Genomic DNA, 19,709 nt, shown 5'->3' with positions numbered 1-19,709 from the left:
TCTCCTAGTTCCCGTCCTGCATGGCGGTGCCGCCCTTGCGTACGTCCCGGAACGGCACGCCCCGGTCGGGCTCGTGGCCCTTCGGCAGCCCGAGGATGCGCTCGCCGATGATGTTGCGTTGAATCTGGTCGGTGCCGCCGCCGATCGAATTGATGAACGACCACATCATTTGATGGTCGACCTCGTAGCCTTGTTTGTCGCTCTCGTCGTAGAGAAGTCCGCGCGCACCCAGCAACCGGAAGCGAAGGCCCCAGGCGGAGTGCAGAATCCGTGATTTCGCGAGCTTGCCCAGTGAGGCCAACGAGGAACCTCCGCCCGCTTCGATCTCTCTTTTCGCCCGAACGGCGTTCCAGTCGTTCACCAGCCGCCAGGAGTGGATGCGCATGATCTCCTGCCGGACGGCCTCGTCGCCGAGTTTGCCGGCCGCCCGAGCCGCGGCGACCAGGTCATCGGATGCGGTGAAGATCGCGGGTCGAGCATTGTCATCGCGTGTGGGCGCTCCGATCTCGAATCCCATCGTGCGGCGCTCTTCTTTGAGTGCTGTCTGCAGCACTCGCCAGCCGTCGTTCAGTTCGCCGATGAGCGCGGTTGCCGGAACACGGACGTCGGTGAGGAAGACTTCGTTGAAATCCGATTCGCCGGTCATCTGCTTGATCGGGCGAACCTCGATCCCGGGCAGGTCCATGGGAATGATGAAGAAGCTGATGCCGGCGTGCTTGGGCCGGTCCCAGTCGGTGCGGGCGAGCAGCAGCGCGCAATCAGCCTCATGGCCGCCGGTGGTCCAGATCTTCTGACCATTGACGATGAACACATCGTCGTGCCGTTCGGCGCGGGTCTGTAGCCCGGCCAGGTCCGACCCGTTGCTCGGCTCGCTGTACAGCAGGCAACCGCGGCTCCATTCCCCGGACAGGAGTTTCGGCAGAATGTCGCGCTTCATCTGCGCCGAGCCGAACTCGACGATCGTGTTTCCCGCGAGTGCGGTGAAACCCCGGTGCTCGACTCCGGCCCCGCGTGCGCCGGCGGCACGGAATTCGTCGCGTACCGTCTTCGCGTCCGGCCGGGACAGACCGCGGCCGAACGAATCGCTGGGCCAGGTCGGCGCCGCCCACCCCGACTCGACGACGCGGGCGCGCCAGGCGCTGTCGTCGGTGCCGTGCCAATTGTCCGCCAGCCAGGAACGGACCTCCTCGGCAAGGGTGTGTGGTGTTGTCGGTGGCCCTTCGGCTTTCGTCATGCTGACCTCTCGAATTCGTCACTTCGTCGTGCTGCTCGTCCTCGACGCTCTCACCATCCGAGCGAGCCGTAAACGACCGGCCCGCTCACGGACAGATGAGCCGACGGGACACGTGCCGGTGTCCTTATCTGTGATGTACAACTCGGTTCTCCGGCACCAGCATCGGTAGTACAGCCCGTGGCTGCCGCATCGGAAGCCATCGCCGAACAGGCTCTCGGGCAACACATCTCGTACGAACCGACATGGGAGTTGGCCTTGAGCGACATCACCCCCAGCTACGATCCGCCACTGCTCGGAGTCCGAGTCGTGGACCTCGTGTCCGGGCCGATGCAGGGCGTCGGCCGCCTCCTCCTCGATCTGGGCGCAACGGTCCTCAGGGTTCGGCTCGCCGGAGTCACCGACGACTCCGGCTTCGGTCCGGTGGTCGGCGGGATCGCACTCGGCAGTGCGATTGCCGCGCGTGGAGCCGGCACGGTCACGATCGATCCGGCCACCGATGCCGGGAGCTCGGAATGGGCGAATCTGCTTGCCGCATCGGACATCCTGATCGAGAACACGGCGCCGGGTAGTTCCGCCGAAGCCACACTCGCGATACCGGAGATCACCACAACTCATCCGTCGCTTGTGGTGCTGTCCATCAGCGACTTCGGCCGTGACAACGACTTCAGCCGATGGCAGGCCACCACCCCGGTCATCCATGCCCTCACCAGTGAGTTGTCACGCTCCGGCCTCCCGGGCCGGGCCCCGCTGATGCCGCCGGGGGAGCTGCCCTATGACGTCGCAGCCGCCCAGGCGGCGTTCGAGGCGCTGAGCATGTATGTCGACCGGTTGCGCACCGGTTCGGGGTGCCGGATCGATTTCTCTGTACTCGACGGTGCGATGCAAGCACTCGATCCCGCCTACGGCATGACCGGCAGCGCATCGGCCGGAGTACCGCTGAGTTCGCTTCCGCGGGGTCGTGCGGACGAGCGGTACAAGTACCCCATCATCGCGTGCAAGGACGGGTTCGTACGGATCTGCGTACTGGCCCAGCGGCAGTGGCGTGGCATGTTCGAGTGGATGGGACGCCCGGAGGAATTCGCGGACCCGAAGTACGACAAGCTCCTGGTCCGATTCAAATCACCGGACCTGTTGCCTGCCATTGGGCGGCACTTCGCCGACAAGACACGGACGGAACTCGAGCAGCAGGGGCAGGAATACGGGGTCCCCACGGCGAGCGTCCTGACGCCGGACGAGGCGCTGGCCACCGAGCAGATCAGGTCACGGGGTTTCCTGCGTGAGGTGGAACTGGCGCCCGGTGTGATCGTGCCGGTGCCGGCGGGGGTCATGGAAATCGACGGTGCGCGGGCCTGGGTGGACACCGCACCGGAGACCGCAGCAGAACAACGACCGCGAGGCGACATCCTGGCCGCCCGCCCCCGCACTCGTCCGGGGTTGCCGCTCGACGGTATCCGAGTTCTCGATTTCGGCGTGATCGTGGTGGGTGGTGACACCGGCCGACTGGTCGGCGATCTCGGTGCCGATGTCATCAAGATCGAGAATTCCGCCTTCATCGACGGTGCGCGAGGCGCCCAGGGCCCAGCCGGGATGACGCCGGGTTTCGCGGCCGGGCACCGCAACAAGCGCAGCATCGGAATCGATCTGCGCAACCCCGCCGGCCAGAAACTGGTCCGGCAACTGGTTCGTTCCGCCGATATCGTATTGACGAATTTCAAACCGGGCGTAATGAATTCGCTCGGGCTGGATTACGGCTCACTCGAAGACATGAATCCCGGGATCGTGGTCGTCGACAGTTCCGCGTTCGGGCCCACCGGCCCGTGGTCGCGGCGCCTGGGCTACGGCCCGTTGGTGCGCGCGGCCACCGGCTGCACCGCACGGTGGGTCTATCCGGATGATGCGGGTTCTTTCAGTGACGCGATCACGGTATATCCCGACCACGTCTGCGCTCGTATCGGTGCGCTGGGCGCGTTGGCTCTGCTGATCCGCCGGGAACGCACCCGGCTCGGCGGGTCGGTCAGTGTCGCCCAGTCCGAGGTGATGCTCGGTCACTTCGCCCCCGTGATCGCGGCCGGGCACCTGCTCGAAGGCGGGTCACCGCAGGCGGATGTTCTCGAGCGGGATGCGCCGTGGGGGCTGTTCCCGGCTGCCGGCGACGACGAGTGGCTCGCCGTCACGGTCCGCGACGATACGGATTGGGCCGCACTGTGCTCGGCGATCGGGCGCACCGACCTGCTGGCCGACGAGGCGCTGTCCGCCGCCGCCGGTCGCGACGCGCAGCGGGACCGCATCGACACCGCGCTCGCGGAATGGACACGCGAGCATGCACCTTTGGATGCGATGACGTTGCTGCAGGAGGCGGGCGTTCCCGCCGGTGCGATGCTGCGCGGCACCGATCTGCCCGAGTGGGCCTACTGCAAGCAGCGGGGCGCGTTCCGCGAAGAACGTCATCCCCACGGGCGTGAACCGTATGTGCTGGAGAACGTGCAGATTCACGCCGACACCGTGGCTGAGCCGCCGTATGGACCGGCGCCGTTGCTCGGGGAGCAGACCCGCCGGATCGCTGAGGATCTGCTCGGCCTCGACGAGGACCAGATCGATGACCTGCTGCGGCAGGGTGTGCTCGAGATCGCGGTGCCCCGGACCTCCTGATCGCTGGGGCGGCCGGCGGCCCAGCCGCCGACCGCCGACCCAGCATGTCTTCGCCCCCCGGGGGGGGCGTACCGGCTGGTAAGTGTCACGCCGCGCCGAAGGTCTCCATCAGTTCGCCGATGGCCGCCCGGAGTGCGGGATGCTGCTCCGGGCGGTCGCGTGACCACGCCAGCGCGAGTTGTCCCGGTTTCCACCGCTGGTCGTCGATGGGGATCAACTTGAACTGCGGTGGCGAGAAGACCCGGCCGAGAATGGAATCAGGAGCATAGGCGATCAGCAGGACCAGTCGCCTGCTCCGCACCTGCGCCGCGAGTTCGACCTCACTCGCGCGGCTGCCGGCGGCTTCCACGACTCGCGCGACACCACTGGAGTTGAGGCGGCGGATGAGTGTCGCCATAGCCAGGGGATTGGCTCGTGCGATGTCCACGGCTACCTCGCGATCCCGCAGATCATCGATCGTGATGACTTCGCGTGCGGCTAAAGGATCGTCGTTGCGTACCGCGATACCGCTTCGGTACCGGGAGATCACGCGGAAGTCGACTCGGGATTCGGGACACGGCAAATGGATCAGGCCGAGGTCGAGATGGCCGGCGACCAGGTGGGCAGCAACCTCCGCGGCGGAGCCGGGAAGGCTGAATTCCGTTGGCGCAGCGATTAATTGGTTGACCGCGTCCTCGAAGGCGTATAGGAAATCGGAGGGCGCGAATGCCGTCGCACCGACGCGCAGCGGCCCGGCGCTCCCGGCGATCTTGCTCGCGGTCGCTCGGAGCTCGGTCACCATGTCGAGAATTCGGTGAGCCGGCTCGACGAGCGCCGCGCCGAGTGGTGTCAGCCTCACGTCGTGGTAGCTGCGCGCGAACAACTCGCCGCCCAGCTCGCGCTCCAGCAGTTTGATCTGCTTGCTCAGTGGCGGCGGCGTGATGTGCAAACGGTCGGCCGCGCGTTTGAAATGCAATTCTTCGGCGACCGCCACGAAGTACTTCAGGCGGGTGAAGTCGACGCTCACCGATTGCGCCATACGGGCCGTCGCTTCTGCGCGAAGGCGGTCATCCCTTCGACACTGTCTTCGCTGAGCAGGAGTGCGTCGAGCGCCGGCGAGAGGTGGGTGACGGCGTCGATGGTATCGGCGATGCCGGCGGTCTCGCTCATGATCTGCAGGGAGGCGCGCACGGAGGTGGGGCTGCCGTCGAGAATCTCGGCTGCCAACGCGCGGGCGCCCGCCATCGCGGTACCGGGCGCCACCACACGGTTGACCAAACCGTAGGAGTGGGCTTCGGCGGCGGTGATGCGTCTGCCGGTGAGTATCATCTCGTTGGCGAGCTTCGCCGGTATCGCGCGCGGCAGCCGTACCAGGCCGCCCGCCGCGGCAGCGAGGCCGACTTTCACTTCGGACAGCGCGAACGTCGCGGTCTCGTCGGCGACGATGAGATGGCAGGCGAGTGCTATTTCGCACCCGCCGCCCATGGCGAAACCGTTGACCGCGGCGATGACTGGTTTCGTCATATCCCGGCGGCTGGTCAGCCCGGCGAACCCGTTCTTGGGCACCCAGACGGATTTCCCGGACGCGGAGTAGACGAGGTCGTTCCCGGCCGAGAATGCCTTGTCCCCGGCGCCGGTCAGGATAGCTACCCAGAGGTCCGGATCGGCGAAGTAGGCGTCGAAGATCTCATCGAGTTCCTCGTTGGCCGGCGGGTGCAAGCTGTTGCGCACCTCGGGCCGGTTGATGGTGATCTCGAGCAGATGACCCTCGCGGCGGACCGATACGTGTTCGTAGTTCTCGCGCAGCACCTTCGGCCGAGGTGGGAACAGTTCGTTCATCCGGGCCTGGTCCGTGGTCACCCTGTTTCCGAATCCGAACGAGCGGACGTAGACGCGGGTGCCGATCGGTTCGCCGGTACCGAGCCGGTCGAGAATCTCCTCGTCGCCGTGCTGGGTCATGGCGACGAAGCGGCGGGCATCGGCCTCGAGGCGTCCGATCACCACACCGGTGCGATCACCGTTGCGGCCGTGCTTCACGGTGTAGGTCTCGATGGTTGCCCAGCCGTCGGCGGCCGCTGCCTGCTCCGGGGTAGGCCACGCATCGATATCGGCCTGCAGTTCCGCGCTACGGTCGGTACGCCACGGGGCGGGAGCGGTCGAGTAGATGCCGACCGAATACTTGCTCAGAGTGCCGCCGTTGGCACCCACCAGACCGAAGGTGCCCGGCCGGGCACGTAGCCGGTTCACAGTTTCGGCGATGGCGTGCATGGAGTAGTTGTTGCCCGCGCCGCCGAAGAAGGGTAAGCCCCCGGTGAGGGTCAGTCCGCGCGGATCGTCCGGCGCCAGATCCAGGCCGTCGCAGATGTTGGATACCGCGATGGGGAAGCAGCTGTACAGATCGAACGTCGCGATCTCGTCCAGTTCGATCCCCGCGACTTCCAGCGCGTGCCGGACCGCCGTGACCGACGCCGGCGCGCACGAGAGGTCCTCGCGGTCCATCAGTGCGGGCTCGCGAAGATCGGCATGGCCGTGCAGGAACACCCAGCGTTCTTCGGGAACGCCGAGACGCCGGGCGGCCGCCACGGACATGAGAAGTACGGCCGCACCCTGGTTGACCTGGTCGCGAGCGACGAGAAACCGCGGATAGGGCTCGGATATGAATCGGTTGCGCTCGGTCGGTGTAGCCAGCTCGTGCGCGTCCCGCTGCACGGGTGCGGCGGCGTGCGGATTGGCCGCGGCCACCGCGGAGAAGGGCTCGAACAGGCGGCCCATGGACAGCGCGTAGTCCGCCCGCGACTGCTTCAGTCGTGCTCGCCGCGCATTCTCGAACAGCGCGTATTGGCTCGGTGCGTTGGTGAGGCCGTGCATGGCCAGGTGGCGGGAGGACAGGCCCTCGAGACCGTAACCGCGATCTTCCAGCTCGCCTCCGACGGTTTCGCTGAAATCCGGTTTGTCGGCGGACTTGGCGAGGTGGCGGGTAGTGGAAATTGCCTCCGAGCCGAAGACGAGTGCTACCTCGAGGTCACCACGGGCGATTGTCGCGGCCATTTCCGTGACCAGATGTTGCGGGGACTGTCCGCCACTGACTTCGAGTATGGCCTTACGCGGGTCGGCTCCGATTCGGCGCGCTACCGAGCGTGGATAGTTGTCGGACTTGCCTAGTGGTGCTCGAGCCCCGGGGGTGGAGATCTCGAATTGCCGGACAGCGGCGACGGTTTCGATCGCAGCGCCTACTGCGACAGCGTCGGCACCCGTGTCGGCCAGCGCCTCGGCGGCTGCCTCGGCCGCGAGTTCGACGGCGGACAACCCGCGGTATCCGGGATCGTCGATACGTTCGGAGGACTGTCCGACCCCGACGAGAACGGGGGTCCAGGAGTCCGGTTCGGAGAGGTCGGTCATGCCCGAGTACATATCTAACTATTATCACTATGTGCTCTAACAGTCGAGTGTCGGCGTCGACCCGTTTGCCGCGGTGAGCCGGGCTACGCTGGCTGGTCCGGCTCACCGATGACGTCTATCGGCCGCGGTTCTCGGAGCTGAGCAGCCATGCCAGCTTCTCGAGTTGATCGATCACGGCGTGTAGAAGATCGGCAGTGGACGGGTCCTCGGCGTCCACCTCGTCGTGCACCTCGCGTATCGTCGCGACAGTGGTGCGGATCTGGGTGGTGACCAGGTCTACGACACTGGAGGTGTCCTGTTCACCGGGTGGGAGTACCGGCAATCGGGTGGTGGCCGACACTGTTAGCGGCCGACCGTCGGGAACGGCGTCGAGGGCTCGCATACGTTCGGCGATGGTGTCGCTCGCGTCGCGGGCGGCATCGACGATCTCATCGAGCTGCAGGTGGAGGTCGCGGAAGTTGTGACCCACGACGTTCCAGTGGGCCTGTTTGCCGTTCAGGTGCAGGGCGGTCAGGTCGACGAGGACCCGCTGCAGGTGGCCGGCCAGTTGTGCCGATGCGTGGAAGCCGAGGCGTGTTTCGGTCTGAGTCATGATCGTTGCTCCTGATAGGTGGAAGGGGGCGATTTATTCGGGCCAGGGATTGGATTCGATGACGTCCACGAAGTCCGTTCGGACGAAGCCGGGGACGAAGTGGGCGAGAACGTCGGCATTGACGGTGCCGAACGTGGTGTCGGGACGATCGGCGAAGCCCTTGGTGAACGCGGCGAGAATCTGTCGTTTGAAATCGGGCCGTGGGTGAGCGTCGGTGACGGCTTCGATGTCGGCGGGTGCCAGGTCGTGGTATCCGATGCCGAGAACGTCGGTTTCGACACCGGCGGTCACGAGTGCGATCTCGGGTTCCATGTGCTCGGGGATTCCGGGCGTGGTGTGCAGGGCGATGGCAGTCCAGACCCGTTGTGCCGCTTCGGGTTCGATGCCGTGCTCGAGGAGGAAACGGCGAGCCTCGTCCGCGCCGTCGACCTCGAAGCGCCGATCCTCGGTGCGATAGGCATCGGTCAGCCCCAAGTCGTGGAACATAGCACCGACATACAGCAGTTCGGGATCGGGCTCGAGCCCGCGCAGTTGCCCTTGCAGCATCCCGAACAGGTAAACGCGGCGAGAGTGATGGAACAGCAGCGCCGGAGCAATACCGCGGACGAGGTCGGTGGCCTCGGCCACCACCCGGCTGTCGGGGATCGCGATCCCCGCGATGCGCATCGGTTTCGTCATTGTCGTGCCTTTCTAGTGGTTGAGGTCATTTGTCGTCGGGGTTGAGCGCGAGGAACACCGCGCCCGCCCCCGCGGCGGCGAGGAGTTGCGCCACGAAATACACCCAGAGCGTCGGCCAGGCGAAGACCCCCATCACCGCCGCACCGAGGGTGACCGCCGGGTTGAACGCGCCGCCGGAGATCGCGCCGACCGCGAATGCGCCTGCGACGACGGTGAATCCGATCGCGAGGCCGTAAAACGAGTTGTCAGGGTGACTCTTGCTGGTGGCGACGTTGAGCATCACGTAGCACAGCGCGAAGGTGAACAACAGTTCCACCGCGAACGCGGCCCCCACCGTGTGACCGGTCAGTGTCAGGGTCGGCGTGGTCGCGGTTCGTGCCGGATCCACCACGTAACGCACCACCAGTGCCGCGAGCAGTCCGGCGACCAGTTGTGCGACCCAATACCGCACGGCGTCGCGAAACTCGATCCGGCGCCGCATCAACACCGCCAGGGTCACCGCCGGGTTGTAGTGCCCGCCGGAGAGGTGCCCCCCGGCATAGATCATCACCATCAGAACCGCGCCGATGGCCAACGGGGCGAGCTGGCTTCCGCTGCGGACGGCCGCCCCCACCGTGAATACGAGAAGGAAGGTGCCGATCAACTCCACCGCATATTTCGACCTGAGCCGGTGGGCTGAGGTCATCGCGATATCTGTGTCGGCAGTGTTCGTCTCGGCTGAACGGAACTCTGTGGAAGTGACCATGTCACTACTCCTCGAATCTGTCTGGTGGACACCTCTCAGAATTGCTCGTCCGGATGCCGATGTCGTCGGCGCTGACGCCTATACGCGGTGCCCGCCAACCCCACTTCTGGTCTACCTGCCAGCTGCAATACGCCCGGGCTATGCTCGAATCCGATCGGTCGCGTCCCGAGCATCCGAGGAGGTCGAGCCCAGGTGACGACCCCGCTGCGGGTGCTTCTCGCCGAGGACGACGTCCTGCTGCGCGAGGGTGTGGCGAGCCTGCTGGCCAGGTCGGGGTTCGAGGTCGTGGGGCAGGCCGGCGACGCCGCGCAACTGCTGGAGCTGGTTCGGCAGGAGCCGCCCGATGTGGTGGTGGTCGACATTCGCATGCCGCCCTCGCACACCACCGAGGGACTGGACGCGGCCCGTGTCATCCGTGCGGAATTTCCCGACATCGGCATCCTCGTCCTGTCGGCACACTCCGATGTCGAACACGCGATGGAGTTGCTGGCCAGCGGGCACGGAATCGGCTATCTGCTGAAGAGCCGGATCACCGACGTCGAGGACTTCATCGGCACCCTCGGGCGAATCGCGAAAGGAGCCTCGGTCGTCGACCCTATGGTGGTGACGGAATTGGTGTCGGTCCGACGGCGCGACGATCCGCTCGCGATGCTCAGCGCGCGCGAGCGCGAGGTCCTGGCGTTGATGGCCGAGGGACGTTCGAATGGCGGTATCGCCCGGCAGCTGTGGGTCACCGAGGGCACGGTCGAAAAGCACGTGCGCAGCATTCTGACCAAACTGGATCTGGCGGAGGAAGCGGACGATCACCGCCGAGTGCTCGCGGTGATCACGTTCCTCGAATCGCGCTGATCCTATCCCCGTCCCGTCCATCGAGCAGCGCGAGGATCGCTACCGACGACAGGTCCGATTTGGCCAGGAAACCCACCGCCGGACTCTCCGCGATCAGGTCGGCGAAATCCTGTTGCGCATGAGTGGATATCAGAACAACCGGTACCGATGTCCCAGCCAGCCGCTCGGCCAGCTCGAAGCCGCTCTCTCCGCCGAGATCGATATCGACCAGGGCCAGATCGGGCCGGAGTTCCTCGACGCGCCGCAGCGCCTCGCCGACAGTGACTGCCACTCCGACAACGCTGATTCCCTGCTGCTGCAACAGGTTTCGGGCAGCAGCCAGGAAAAGGGGGCTGTCGTCGACGATCACGCAACACAGAGAGTCGGCCCTCGCGATCATGATCGCAGTCTGCCCCCGCCGCTCCCGGCGCGCATTACGGCTACCCGGAAAAGCCCGCCGATACGGAGTGGACCTCTACCCGACTCGGCCCTGCTCTGGATGACGATATGACGTGGACGGCTACGATGGATGTCGGAACCGAGGATTCATCCATACCCGTCGATGATCGATGTGAGCGACACATCATGATCCCGAAACCGTCACACGGACGCCGCTGGCGTTTCCGCTGGCTCTCACTGTCCATGCGCCCGGCGCCGCCGTCGCTGTCGCTCGGCCTCACCGTCGCGGCGTTGGTCATCGCTGTGGAGACGGTGGTCGTGCTGGGGCTCGAGCGGATCGCTCCCGGCAACTCGTTCGGAGTGCTGTATCTGCTCGGGGTCCTGATGATCTCCACACTGTGGGGACTCGGGCCGGCGATGATCACATCGGTCGTCAGCGCCATCGGCTTCGACTATTTTCGGCACTGGCCCGCCGAATCCGGCCCGGTCGCCCCGCAGAACGCCATCACGGTCGCGGTGTTCCTGATCGTCGCGGTATCGGCCAATACCCTTGCCACACTGGCCCGTTCGCACGCGGCCGAGGCCGATCGACGACGCCGGGAAGCCGATCGGGTGGCCCGGCAACAAGCCGCGTTGCGCCGGGTGGCCACCCTCGTCGCGCGCGGTGCGATATCGTCGGAGGTGTTCTCGGCCGTGGCGCAGGAATCGGCCCGCTGTCTCGGGGTGTTCAACGCAACCCTGCTGCGTTTCCAGCCTGACGGCTCGGCCGTTCTCGTCGCTGCCCGCGACGAGCCCGAATTGCCGAGAATGCCGGTCGGCATGCGATTCACCCTCGAGGGCGACAATGTGGCGGCGATGGTGCTGCACAGCGGCACCACTGCACGGATGGACAGCCATGACCAAGCCGCCGGCTCGGCCGCCGCGCTGATCCGTTTCTATGGTCTGCGCGCCGGTGTCGGTGCTCCGATCGTCGTCGACGGCCACGTATGGGGCGCGATCGTCGCCGGAACCACAGGTCGAGAGCCGTTACCGCCCGACACCGAGCAGCGGCTGGCCGAGTTCGCCGACCTCGTCGCGACCGCAATCGCGAATACCGAGGCTCACGCCGAACTCACAGCCTCCCGCGCCCGCATCGTCGTCGCCGCGGACCAGGCTCGGCGCCGATTCGAACGTGATCTGCACGACGGCGCGCAACAACGCCTCGTCTCCCTCGGACTCGCTTTGCAGACCGCCCGCAGCGCGGTACCTCCCGAGTTGGATACCCTGAAAACCGAACTCTCCCAGATCGTTCGGGGGTTGGTCGACGTGTCGGAGGACTTGCGCGCGATCTCCCACGGGATCCACCCGGCCATTCTGTCCAACGGCGGACTCGGCCCGGCGCTGAAGGCGCTCGCCCGTCGCTCCGCGGTCCCGGTCGATCTCGCCGTCGACATCGACCGGTCCATGCCGGAATCCACCGAGGTCGCCGCGTATTACGTTGCGGCGGAAGCGCTGACGAACGCGGTCAAACACGCGCAGGCGTCCGAGGTGACCTTACGTGCGACGATGAACGACGGCGGTCTGTGTCTACGGATTCATGACGATGGAGTGGGCGGAGCCGACCCCGGCAAGGGGTCCGGGCTGACCGGCCTGACCGACCGAATCGAAGCGCTCGGCGGCCACCTGCACATCACCAGCCACATCGGCCACGGCACCACCCTGACCGCGGCAATCCCCGTTCCTGCCGAATGACGCCGCGTCGTCACCACGTGACCAGACTCGAGCAGCACGTTTTCGGTTCGGTTCGGCACGGGCCACGTTCTGGGAATCACCAGGCAGGGGATGGGCAGCGAAATCGCCAGTACGAAGCGCGTACGGGGTACATCCGTCGGCGACCAGGTCTTGCAGGAGGAGCGGATGGTGTGCCCCGGCCACCGGCGTGTGCGGTGTAAGCGTGCGGCGCGGTGTCGCCGGGGAGATCGGCCCGCGCGGTCCGGTGGGAAGTTGCTTCGGGATACTGAGGCCGATGGATCTGTCGGAGCTGCGCCGCCTGGGTCGAGCGTTGTCGAATGCCGCGTTGACCTCGATGCATTTGGCCGTGGACAACTCCCTGACCGGGTAGCGAGGTCGCCGTCCTCGATTGCATACGGACGCCCGCGCTGGTGGAATTGCTCGCCAATTCCACCAGCGCTCGACGCGACGCCGACGTTGCGCAGCCTGTTCGCGGACCTGCCCGATGCCGAGGCGAAGGATTTGATCGCCGCGATCGAGAACGCCGCCCGCGCCATCGAGCCGCAAGCCGAGGCCTATCGCGATCGAACCGGCGGAACCCGCCGGCGGAAAGCCGACCTCTAGGTGTTCGATTACGACGCTAGAGTTGGAACACTGTTTCCAAACTGTCGTTCTGAGATCAGGGAGTCCGCACGTGACCGGTGGCAGCCCGAAAGGCGCGGATTCGGTGGTTTCCGGTGGTCGTCACCTGCGTAGGGTCGCCAATCCGGCCAGGCAGGCGCGCTACGACGACGAGGTCAAGGAGCTGATCCGGGCGACACAGGAGGTCATGCTTCGCAAGGGGCGGACCGAGGTGCCGACGGTTGCCGAAATCGTGCGCGCCGCGGGGGTGACGAATCAAGCGTTCTACCGGCACTTCCGCAGTCGCGACGACGTCATCGTGGCCACTTACGAGCAGGGGTTGCTGACCCTGCACAGCTACCTCGAGCACCGGGTATCGAAGTACTCCGGCGTGCACGATCGGATTCGAGCCTGGATCGATGGGGTACTGGCGCAGATCGAAGATGCTCGTCTGTCGGAACTGAGCGCGGTGATTCTGTGGAATGTCGGGCGGGTTGCCCGGGGCGACAGTGAGATCGAACCCGTCGGCTTCGTGCGGATTCTGGACCTTCTCGACACGATTCTGGCCGATGCTGGGGTGGTCGATCACCAGCGCAATGCGCTGTTCGTGCAGACGCTGGTGCTCGGCATGACCTCCCGGTATCACGACAGCGGCACAGTGCCGACGGCGGCTGATCGTGAGCAACTGCTGCGGTTCTGTCTGGGTGGGATCGGAATCGCTTGAGCCGCAGAGAGTTCCGTGGGGCGGCGGCCGTGGTGGTTCGGTTCAGCGGCGATCGCTATCATCGTGCAGGGCGCGGACCAGGGTGGGAACCTCCGCGAGCGCGCGCATCGCGTCGTTGAGGTGTGTACAGCCCTCGGTGCCGGGGAACGTATCCAGCACGACGGTGCGCAACTCGGAAAGCGGTGTGCCGAGGATCTTTTCGACATTGCGGGAGGCGAGGGGGCACTCGTCGTAGGGCAGCACTCGGGGGTCGGCATCGATCGTGAGCAATTCACCGGAGGCCGGATCCGCGGTGGCGGTGAGCCGATACTCGTGCACCGCGACGCGGCCGCCGGTCGGCACCGTCGAACTGTCCTGGAACATCGAGTCGATCGTGATCACCTCGCCGACGTGCACGTCGATGCGGCGGGCCCGGCGCATCGCCATCTCCGTGATCTCTTCCAGCGCATGCCAACTCACCGGATCGCCGGGTCGGGGAAGCGGTTCTACCGGCTGGACCTGGTGGTTCCATGCGGATGAGCCGTCGGGCATCAGGGCGCCGGAACCGGGCTGGAATCCCGTGCAGATACCGGTCATATCGCGCACCGGCGCGGCACTGATTTCCCGCATGAGCAGGTCGCGGTCGATCCATCGGGAATAAGCGAACCCGGCGATGAGTGAGCAGCCCGCGATATCGTCCAACAACAGATACAGCGGAGTGCCGGCCGCGGCCTCGTCGGCCATCGCCTCGGCGAGCACCGCGCGGGAATTGCCGCCGCCGCGGGCACCGATCAGCTGCGTCAGATTCGCGCGAGCGGGGGTTGCCGCTATATCCTCGATCGTGCGGGTAGCGGAGTTCACGCCTGCGCGCATGCTGTCCTCGCGCAGCACGATCGGATCGCGACCGTCGTTGGGGGTCAACAGATCTCGTGCGCGCCCGAGCATTCGGAGCTGAGTGCCGGGGCCGTCGGGCCAGTGCATGTCGATACTCGAGGTGCGCCGCACGGATCCGGGCCGGCGCAGCGGAGTCGGGTCGGCCGGGCCTCTGGCAACGAGGCCGAACGGTATCTCGACAACCAAGACGGACCTCCTTCGAATCGGTCGCGCACCGGCTCACTTCACGATGCCGTCGAGGCGAACCTTTGCCCCGAGCACGAGGTGTACTTGGTAAGTTATCACTGCGGGATACATAGCCGTGCTCCGGTACCGGAACGTGGACCCCGGAAAGATCCTCGCCCGATGAATTCGTCGTCGGTGGCGGGGGTGCAGTGCGATCGCGCGGTCGGTATCGCGATTACGTATTCCTGGCGGTCAGCCCGGAGCGCTCCACCCGATGGGCGAAATCGGCCGAGGTGAGTCGGTGTGACTGGAGCCGGGCGCATTCGTGGAGGTAGTGGTCGTCCGGCAATCCGGTTCGGGTGAGCTCTACGTATCCGGCCAGGGCGTCTGTGCCCGCGCGGGACAGTGCCGACGCGAACTCGACAGCTGCCGCGACGGGATCTGCGGCGACCTCGGCGATTCCGTGAGCGGCGGCTTCCTCGACGGTGAGGTCACCGCCGGTGCCCAGCAATTTCCAGAGCAGGCCGGGCGCCAGGCGCTCGAGCAAGGCGGCGCCACCTGTCCCGGGTATCAGCCCCATACGCGCCCAGCCCTGGCCCAGTCGCGCCGAGGGGGCCACGAATCGCCGATCGCACCATAGGGCGAGGTCGAGTCCGAGGCCGATGGCGGCGCCGTTCACCGCGGCGATCGTGGGGATGCGGGATCCGCGCAGTGCCCGGGCGAGTTTCTGGAAGCGGTCGTACACGATGCGTTCGACGTCCGCGGGGGCGGCACCGTCGATCGCCGACAGGATCGAGGGCAGATCACCGCCGGCGCAGAAGGCCCTTTCCCCGGTCAGCACCAAGGCTGCGGCATCACTGGCTGCCGCTTCCCCGATCGCCTCGGCGACTTCGCCGGCCTCCTGTGGCCCGAGGGCGTTTCGCCGCTCGGGCCAGCGCAGGGTGACGACTGCGGCGTGTTCGACTCTGTCGATCGTGACGCTCACTGATGCTCCTCGGGCCGCGCGGGTGCAGATGGAAAGTGCTGTCGTCCGCTGCACGTAGATAACTTAGATTAACAAGTGGCGTAGGATTGGTGGCAGGAAATCGGCCGTGAACTCGACGAGGAGCGCAAATGACCAATGCCGATAATTCGATGGGGCCGATACTGCTCACCGAACAGCGGGGCGGGGTTCGCATCCTCACCCTGAACCGCCCGGCGGCGCGAAATGCGTTGACCAGCAGTCTGATCGAGGCATTGCGCCACGAACTCACCGCCGCCGACGACGATGCCCGGGTGGATGTGATCATTCTGACCGGCGCCGATCCGGCGTTCTGTGCGGGGCTGGATCTGCGTGAGCTGGGTGCGACCGGAGACAATGCCGCCCGGATCGCCGCTGCGGAAGTCCCGGTCGGTCACCCATGGCGTCCGCTGTCCAAGCCCGTGATCGGCGCCGTCAACGGTGCGGCGATCACCGGCGGATTGGAGCTGGCTCTCGCGTGCGACTTCCTGATCGCCTCCGAGCGTGCGAGATTCGCCGACACCCACGCTCGAGTCGGTGTGTTGCCCGGCTGGGGCCTCACCTCACGGCTGCCCGCGGCGGTCGGGCGCGGCTTCGCTCGCCGGATGAGTCTGTCGGGGGATTTCGTCGATGCCGCAACCGCCCTGCGCATCGGACTGGTGACCGAGGTGGTCGCACACGACCAGCTGCTGCCGACCGCGATGGAAGTCGCGGTATCGGTGGTCGGAAACGACCAGAACGGCGTCCGCACGTTGCTCGAGTCCTACCGGCTCGCCGAGGCCCATCTCGTCGATCCGGCGCTCGACGTCGAAGACGCCACGTCGCGGGCATGGATGGCGCAGTTCGATCCGTCCCAGGTCGCCGACCGCCGCAACGCCGTCATCGACCGGGGGCGCGCACAGAATCAGAGCGTGCGCCACGGGTGAGTTGCGGCTACTTCCGCAGGCGTAGCAGCCCCTCCTGCATGGTGCTGGCCACCAGCACGCCGTCGCGGTCGTAGAGGTGGCCGCGGGCCAGGCCACGCCCACCGCCGGTCCACAACCCTTCCTGTTCGTAGAGGTGCCACTCGTCGGAGCGGAAGTCCGCGTGCAACCACACCGAGTGGTCGAGGCTGGCCAGCTGCATACCCGGCTCATCGATGGTGACGGCGTGCGGAGGTAGCGCCGACGACAGCAGGAACAGGTCCGAGGTGTAGGCGAACCCCGCCGCCTGGACCAAGGGGTCGTCAGCGAGCGCGGTGGCGGTGCGGACCCAGGCTCGCTGGCGCGGTGGCCGGGATTCGCCGCGCGCGTTGGCAATTCGCGGATACTCCTCCGGGAACCGGAACTCGACGGCGACATTCGCGCGCAGCTGTGGCAGCCACGCGGCGTCGGCCAGATAGGCGGAGTCCACCGAATCTTCGAACGCGGGAAGCTGTTCGGGGGCAGGGGCGGTGGTTTCGCGGGCTTGGTGCGAGAACCCCTGCTCGGGTCGCTGGAAAGATGTGGTCAGCAGGAAGATGGTCACCCCACCTTGGGTGGCCCGCACCGATCGGGTCGTGAAACTCCCACCGTCCCTGACTCTTTCGACGTGGTAGAGCACCGGCGCCTGCGGATTGCCGGGGTGTATGAAATGTCCGTGCAGCGAATGTGCCCGGCGCTCCGGGGGCACCGTCCGTCCGGCGGCGATCAGGGCTTGAGCGACGGCCTGTCCGCCGTAGATACGCAACGCCGCGTCGTTGTAGGAGCGGCCCAGGTAGAGATCGGTGTCGACCTCCTCGAGTTCGAGGATGCGCCGCAGCGGTGGGCGGTGACCGTGTAGTAGATCGACGGCGCCGGTCTCGGGGATGCTGGACATACGCCTAAGTGTATAACTAGGTGATACTTGTCGCGCAATCGATCGCAGCAACGGCGAAGGCCCCGGCATCGAATGATGCGGGGCCCTCGCCCTATCGGGAGTCCGGGGTCATCGTGCGAGCTGTTCCCGGGGCAGTCCCAGCAGCCGCTCGGCGATCACGTTGCGGTTGATCTCCGAGGTGCCACCCGCGATGGTGTGTGCCCGCCCGAACAGATAGTCGCGACTCACCTCGGGAAGCTGACCGACCACCGCAGCCTCGCCCGCGAGCCGCATACCCGCCTCGGCGGTGTGCTGCAGATGTTCGGCCGAGAGCATCTTGGTGACGCTGCCCTCGGGACCTGGGGCAGCACCTGTCACGGCGCGTGCGACGTGGCGCAGGTTCAGCACCTGCAGTGCCTGCTCTTTGGCGAGCAGGCCCGCGACTTCGCGTATCGCCGCGGTGCTGTCGCCGCCGAGATGGACCAGATCGATCAGATCGAAGGGTGTGCGGCCGTGCGCCATGCCGCCGATGGAGACGCGCTCGTTGCCGAGGGTCGCCCGGGCCACGATCCAGCCGTTGTTCACGTCGCCGACGACGTCGGAGTCGGGAACGAAGACATCGTCTAAGAACACCTCGTTGAACACCGCGTCGCCGGTGATCTCGCGCAGCGGGCGCACCTCGACACCCGGCGCCTCGAGATCGATGACCATCGCCGTGATGCCCTTGTGTTTCGGTGCGTTTCGATCGGTCCTGATCGTGGCCAGACCGCGGTTGCAGTTCTGCGCGTTCGAGGTCCACACCTTCTGCCCGGTCACCCGCCAGCCGCCCTCGACCCGCACGCCCCGCGTGCTGACCGCGGCCGCATCCGATCCCGCACCGGGTTCGGAGAACAACTGACACCACACCAACTCGCCGAGCAGGCTCGGGCGGATCCACCGCTCGACCTGTTCGGGCGTGCCGTGCTGGCTGAGCGTCAGCGTCACCCACGCGCCGATACCCAGATTCGGCAACTCCACATCGGCGAACTCCTCGTCGATGACGAGTTGTTCGACGGGGCCGGCCTCGCGGCCGAAAGGCTTGCGCCAGTGCGGCATCAGATAGCCCGAGTCGACCAGCATCCGGCGCCGGTCGGGCTCCGGCGCGGCGCGCAATTCGGCGACGAAGCCGGCCGCTTCGGTACGAAACTTCTCGGCCTCCGGCGGCAGGTCGACCGTGTATTCGCGGCGCACCCCCGCGACCGCGCTCGCGTACACCTCCGCCAAGGCGTCGTCCACCGCCCCGAACAAGGCTCGAATGCTTTGGGCGCGGCGCAGATACAGATGGCAGTCGTGTTCCCAGGTGAAGCCGATACCGCCGTGGACCTGCAGGCTCTTCTCGGCATTGCGGACGTATTCGTCGTAGGCGGTCGCCCCCGCGACACTTGCGCTCAGCGTGCCCTGTTCGCCGTGCACACCCGCGCGGGCGGCATCCCAGGCCGTGGCGACGGCGAGTTCGGAACCGGCCAGCATATTCGCCAGGTGGTGTTTGACCGCCTGGAAGGAGCCGATGGTGCGGCCGAACTGCTCACGCACCTTCGCGTAGCCGAGCGCGTGCTCGAGCGTGGCCCGGGCGCCGCCGGCGGCCTCCGCGGCGCCGAGGGTGCGGGCAGTGCGGACGGCGGTCGCGGCCGCACCCGGCAGGAGTGCTTCGGGGGTGACGTTCCGTAGTCGTACGGTGCGGATCTGCAGGGTGGGATCGAGCGCCTCGACGGCCTGCGAGCCGACTCCGTCGGCGGCTGCCGCCACCAGAGCGATATCGTCTCCGACGCGCACCGCGAGCAGGGTTGCCGAGCCCGCGCCGACGACGTAACCGGCATCACCGCTCACCGCGCCCGAATCATCGGCTACCAGCGTGCCACGCAGACCGAGCCCCGCTGTCCACGAGCCGTCCGCGAAACCGGGCAGCAGCGCCTTCTTCGCGGCATCGGCGCCGGAGGCGGCGAGTACGGACGAGGCGACGACGGTCGCAATGAACGGCAGCGGCGCGACCACGGCGCCGAGTTCCTCCGCGACGACGGCCAATTCGGGCAGCCCGTAATCGTCGCCACCGAATTCGCTCGGCAGATGCAACCCGAGCCAGCCGAGACCGGCGAGCTGTTTCCACAGCCCGGCGACGTCGGTTTCCGGATCGTCGAGCAGACGGCGCGCGAGGTCGTGTGCCTTCTGATCGGTGAGGAAGGATCGGACCGCCTCCGCGATGGCGAGGTGGTCCTCGGTCAGTGCCAACGGCATGGGAATCTCCTAGCTGGTGCGAATCGA

Annotated in this window: 17 protein-coding genes; 6 read left to right on the top strand and 11 right to left on the bottom strand. The window is 66.6% G+C overall.

Annotated elements, in window-relative coordinates; all coding sequences use genetic code 11:
* Positions 1-4 precede the first annotated feature (4 nt).
* On the bottom strand, positions 5-1,234 hold the full coding sequence (locus NE2_RS05790) for an acyl-CoA dehydrogenase family protein (protein ID WP_063024507.1): 1,230 nt from the start codon (positions 1,232-1,234) through the stop codon (positions 5-7).
* Between the two features lie 264 nt (positions 1,235-1,498).
* Between NE2_RS05790 and NE2_RS05785 the strand changes: the two genes are divergently transcribed.
* The gene (locus tag NE2_RS05785) at positions 1,499-3,883 is read left to right on the top strand and encodes a CaiB/BaiF CoA-transferase family protein (RefSeq protein WP_063024648.1); all 2,385 of its coding nucleotides are present in this window, start codon (positions 1,499-1,501) and stop codon (positions 3,881-3,883) included.
* An 85-nt stretch (positions 3,884-3,968) separates the two neighbouring features.
* Here the strand turns inward: NE2_RS05785 and NE2_RS05780 are convergent, their stop codons facing one another.
* From NE2_RS05780 to NE2_RS05760, 5 genes are all read right to left on the bottom strand, one after another.
* Positions 3,969-4,889: a LysR family transcriptional regulator gene (locus NE2_RS05780; RefSeq protein ID WP_063024646.1), complete on the bottom strand. Its 921-nt coding sequence runs from the start codon at positions 4,887-4,889 to the stop codon at positions 3,969-3,971.
* Complete coding sequence (locus NE2_RS05775; protein ID WP_063024647.1) at positions 4,886-7,261, bottom strand: acetyl-CoA acetyltransferase; 2,376 nt, start codon at positions 7,259-7,261, stop codon at positions 4,886-4,888. The genes NE2_RS05780 and NE2_RS05775 overlap by 4 nt, the downstream gene beginning before the upstream one ends.
* 115 nt (positions 7,262-7,376) lie before the next feature.
* On the bottom strand, positions 7,377-7,853 hold the full coding sequence (locus NE2_RS05770; RefSeq protein ID WP_063024505.1) for a Dps family protein: 477 nt from the start codon (positions 7,851-7,853) through the stop codon (positions 7,377-7,379).
* A gap of 33 nt (positions 7,854-7,886) precedes the next feature.
* Positions 7,887-8,531 (bottom strand): HD domain-containing protein, encoded by a 645-nt coding sequence (locus NE2_RS05765; protein ID WP_063024503.1) that lies wholly within the window; start codon positions 8,529-8,531, stop codon positions 7,887-7,889.
* Positions 8,532-8,556: 25 nt separating this feature from the next.
* Positions 8,557-9,216, bottom strand: a complete 660-nt coding sequence (locus NE2_RS05760) for an MIP/aquaporin family protein (RefSeq protein ID WP_063024645.1) — start codon at positions 9,214-9,216, stop codon at positions 8,557-8,559.
* A 252-nt stretch (positions 9,217-9,468) separates the two neighbouring features.
* Between NE2_RS05760 and NE2_RS05755 the strand changes: the two genes are divergently transcribed.
* Positions 9,469-10,125: a response regulator gene (locus NE2_RS05755; protein WP_063024501.1), complete on the top strand. Its 657-nt coding sequence runs from the start codon at positions 9,469-9,471 to the stop codon at positions 10,123-10,125.
* On the opposite strand, the gene NE2_RS05750 is transcribed toward NE2_RS05755, so the two are convergent.
* Positions 10,103-10,474 carry a response regulator gene (locus tag NE2_RS05750; protein WP_307617224.1) on the bottom strand — a complete coding sequence of 124 codons (372 nt, stop codon included), beginning with the start codon at positions 10,472-10,474 and terminating at the stop codon, positions 10,103-10,105. The two genes, NE2_RS05755 and NE2_RS05750, sit on opposite strands and share 23 nt — an antisense overlap.
* Before the next feature lie 215 nt (positions 10,475-10,689).
* Between NE2_RS05750 and NE2_RS05745 the strand changes: the two genes are divergently transcribed.
* The 3 genes from NE2_RS05745 to NE2_RS05740 all read left to right on the top strand — a co-directional run bounded on the left by NE2_RS05745 (position 10,690) and on the right by NE2_RS05740 (position 13,558).
* A complete protein-coding gene (locus NE2_RS05745) occupies positions 10,690-12,234 on the top strand; it encodes a sensor histidine kinase (protein ID WP_063024493.1) in 1,545 nt (514 codons plus the stop codon).
* Positions 12,235-12,690: 456 nt separating this feature from the next.
* Positions 12,691-12,837, top strand: a complete 147-nt coding sequence (locus tag NE2_RS35470; RefSeq protein ID WP_157110922.1) for a hypothetical protein — start codon at positions 12,691-12,693, stop codon at positions 12,835-12,837.
* 70 nt (positions 12,838-12,907) lie between these two features.
* Complete coding sequence (locus NE2_RS05740) at positions 12,908-13,558, top strand: TetR/AcrR family transcriptional regulator (RefSeq protein ID WP_063024491.1); 651 nt, start codon at positions 12,908-12,910, stop codon at positions 13,556-13,558.
* A 42-nt stretch (positions 13,559-13,600) separates the two neighbouring features.
* Here NE2_RS05740 and NE2_RS05735 read toward each other — a convergent pair whose 3' ends face one another.
* The gene (locus NE2_RS05735; protein WP_063024489.1) at positions 13,601-14,617 is read right to left on the bottom strand and encodes a DUF2889 domain-containing protein; all 1,017 of its coding nucleotides are present in this window, start codon (positions 14,615-14,617) and stop codon (positions 13,601-13,603) included.
* Positions 14,618-14,831: 214 nt separating this feature from the next.
* Positions 14,832-15,581 (bottom strand): enoyl-CoA hydratase/isomerase family protein, encoded by a 750-nt coding sequence (locus NE2_RS05730; RefSeq protein ID WP_063024487.1) that lies wholly within the window; start codon positions 15,579-15,581, stop codon positions 14,832-14,834.
* A gap of 128 nt (positions 15,582-15,709) precedes the next feature.
* Here NE2_RS05730 and NE2_RS05725 point away from each other — a divergent pair, with 128 nt between their 5' ends.
* Positions 15,710-16,522: an enoyl-CoA hydratase gene (locus tag NE2_RS05725; protein WP_063024485.1), complete on the top strand. Its 813-nt coding sequence runs from the start codon at positions 15,710-15,712 to the stop codon at positions 16,520-16,522.
* Positions 16,523-16,529: 7 nt separating this feature from the next.
* Here the strand turns inward: NE2_RS05725 and NE2_RS05720 are convergent, their stop codons facing one another.
* Both NE2_RS05720 and NE2_RS05715 read right to left on the bottom strand, forming a co-directional pair.
* Positions 16,530-17,432: an acyl-CoA thioesterase gene (locus tag NE2_RS05720; protein ID WP_167356705.1), complete on the bottom strand. Its 903-nt coding sequence runs from the start codon at positions 17,430-17,432 to the stop codon at positions 16,530-16,532.
* A gap of 108 nt (positions 17,433-17,540) precedes the next feature.
* A complete protein-coding gene (locus tag NE2_RS05715; protein WP_063024483.1) occupies positions 17,541-19,682 on the bottom strand; it encodes an acyl-CoA dehydrogenase family protein in 2,142 nt (713 codons plus the stop codon).
* Between the last annotated feature and the right edge of the window lie 27 nt (positions 19,683-19,709).

Source organism: Nocardia elegans NBRC 108235 (genome assembly GCF_001612845.1).
GTDB classification, from domain to species: domain Bacteria; phylum Actinomycetota; class Actinomycetes; order Mycobacteriales; family Mycobacteriaceae; genus Nocardia; species Nocardia nova.
This window is presented reverse-complemented; position numbering and strand designations above follow the sequence as displayed.

Coding starts and splice junctions, on each gene's coding strand:
- NE2_RS05790 (WP_063024507.1), bottom strand. CDS start 1,234: ATGACGAAAGCCGAAGGGCCACCGACAACACCACACACCCTTGCCGAG.
- NE2_RS05775 (WP_063024647.1), bottom strand. CDS start 7,261: ATGACCGACCTCTCCGAACCGGACTCCTGGACCCCCGTTCTCGTCGGG.
- NE2_RS05770 (WP_063024505.1), bottom strand. CDS start 7,853: ATGACTCAGACCGAAACACGCCTCGGCTTCCACGCATCGGCACAACTG.
- NE2_RS05765 (WP_063024503.1), bottom strand. CDS start 8,531: ATGACGAAACCGATGCGCATCGCGGGGATCGCGATCCCCGACAGCCGG.
- NE2_RS05760 (WP_063024645.1), bottom strand. CDS start 9,216: ATGACCTCAGCCCACCGGCTCAGGTCGAAATATGCGGTGGAGTTGATC.
- NE2_RS05745 (WP_063024493.1), top strand. CDS start 10,690: ATGATCCCGAAACCGTCACACGGACGCCGCTGGCGTTTCCGCTGGCTC.
- NE2_RS05725 (WP_063024485.1), top strand. CDS start 15,710: ATGACCAATGCCGATAATTCGATGGGGCCGATACTGCTCACCGAACAG.
- NE2_RS05720 (WP_167356705.1), bottom strand. CDS start 17,432: ATGTCCAGCATCCCCGAGACCGGCGCCGTCGATCTACTACACGGTCAC.
- NE2_RS05715 (WP_063024483.1), bottom strand. CDS start 19,682: ATGCCGTTGGCACTGACCGAGGACCACCTCGCCATCGCGGAGGCGGTC.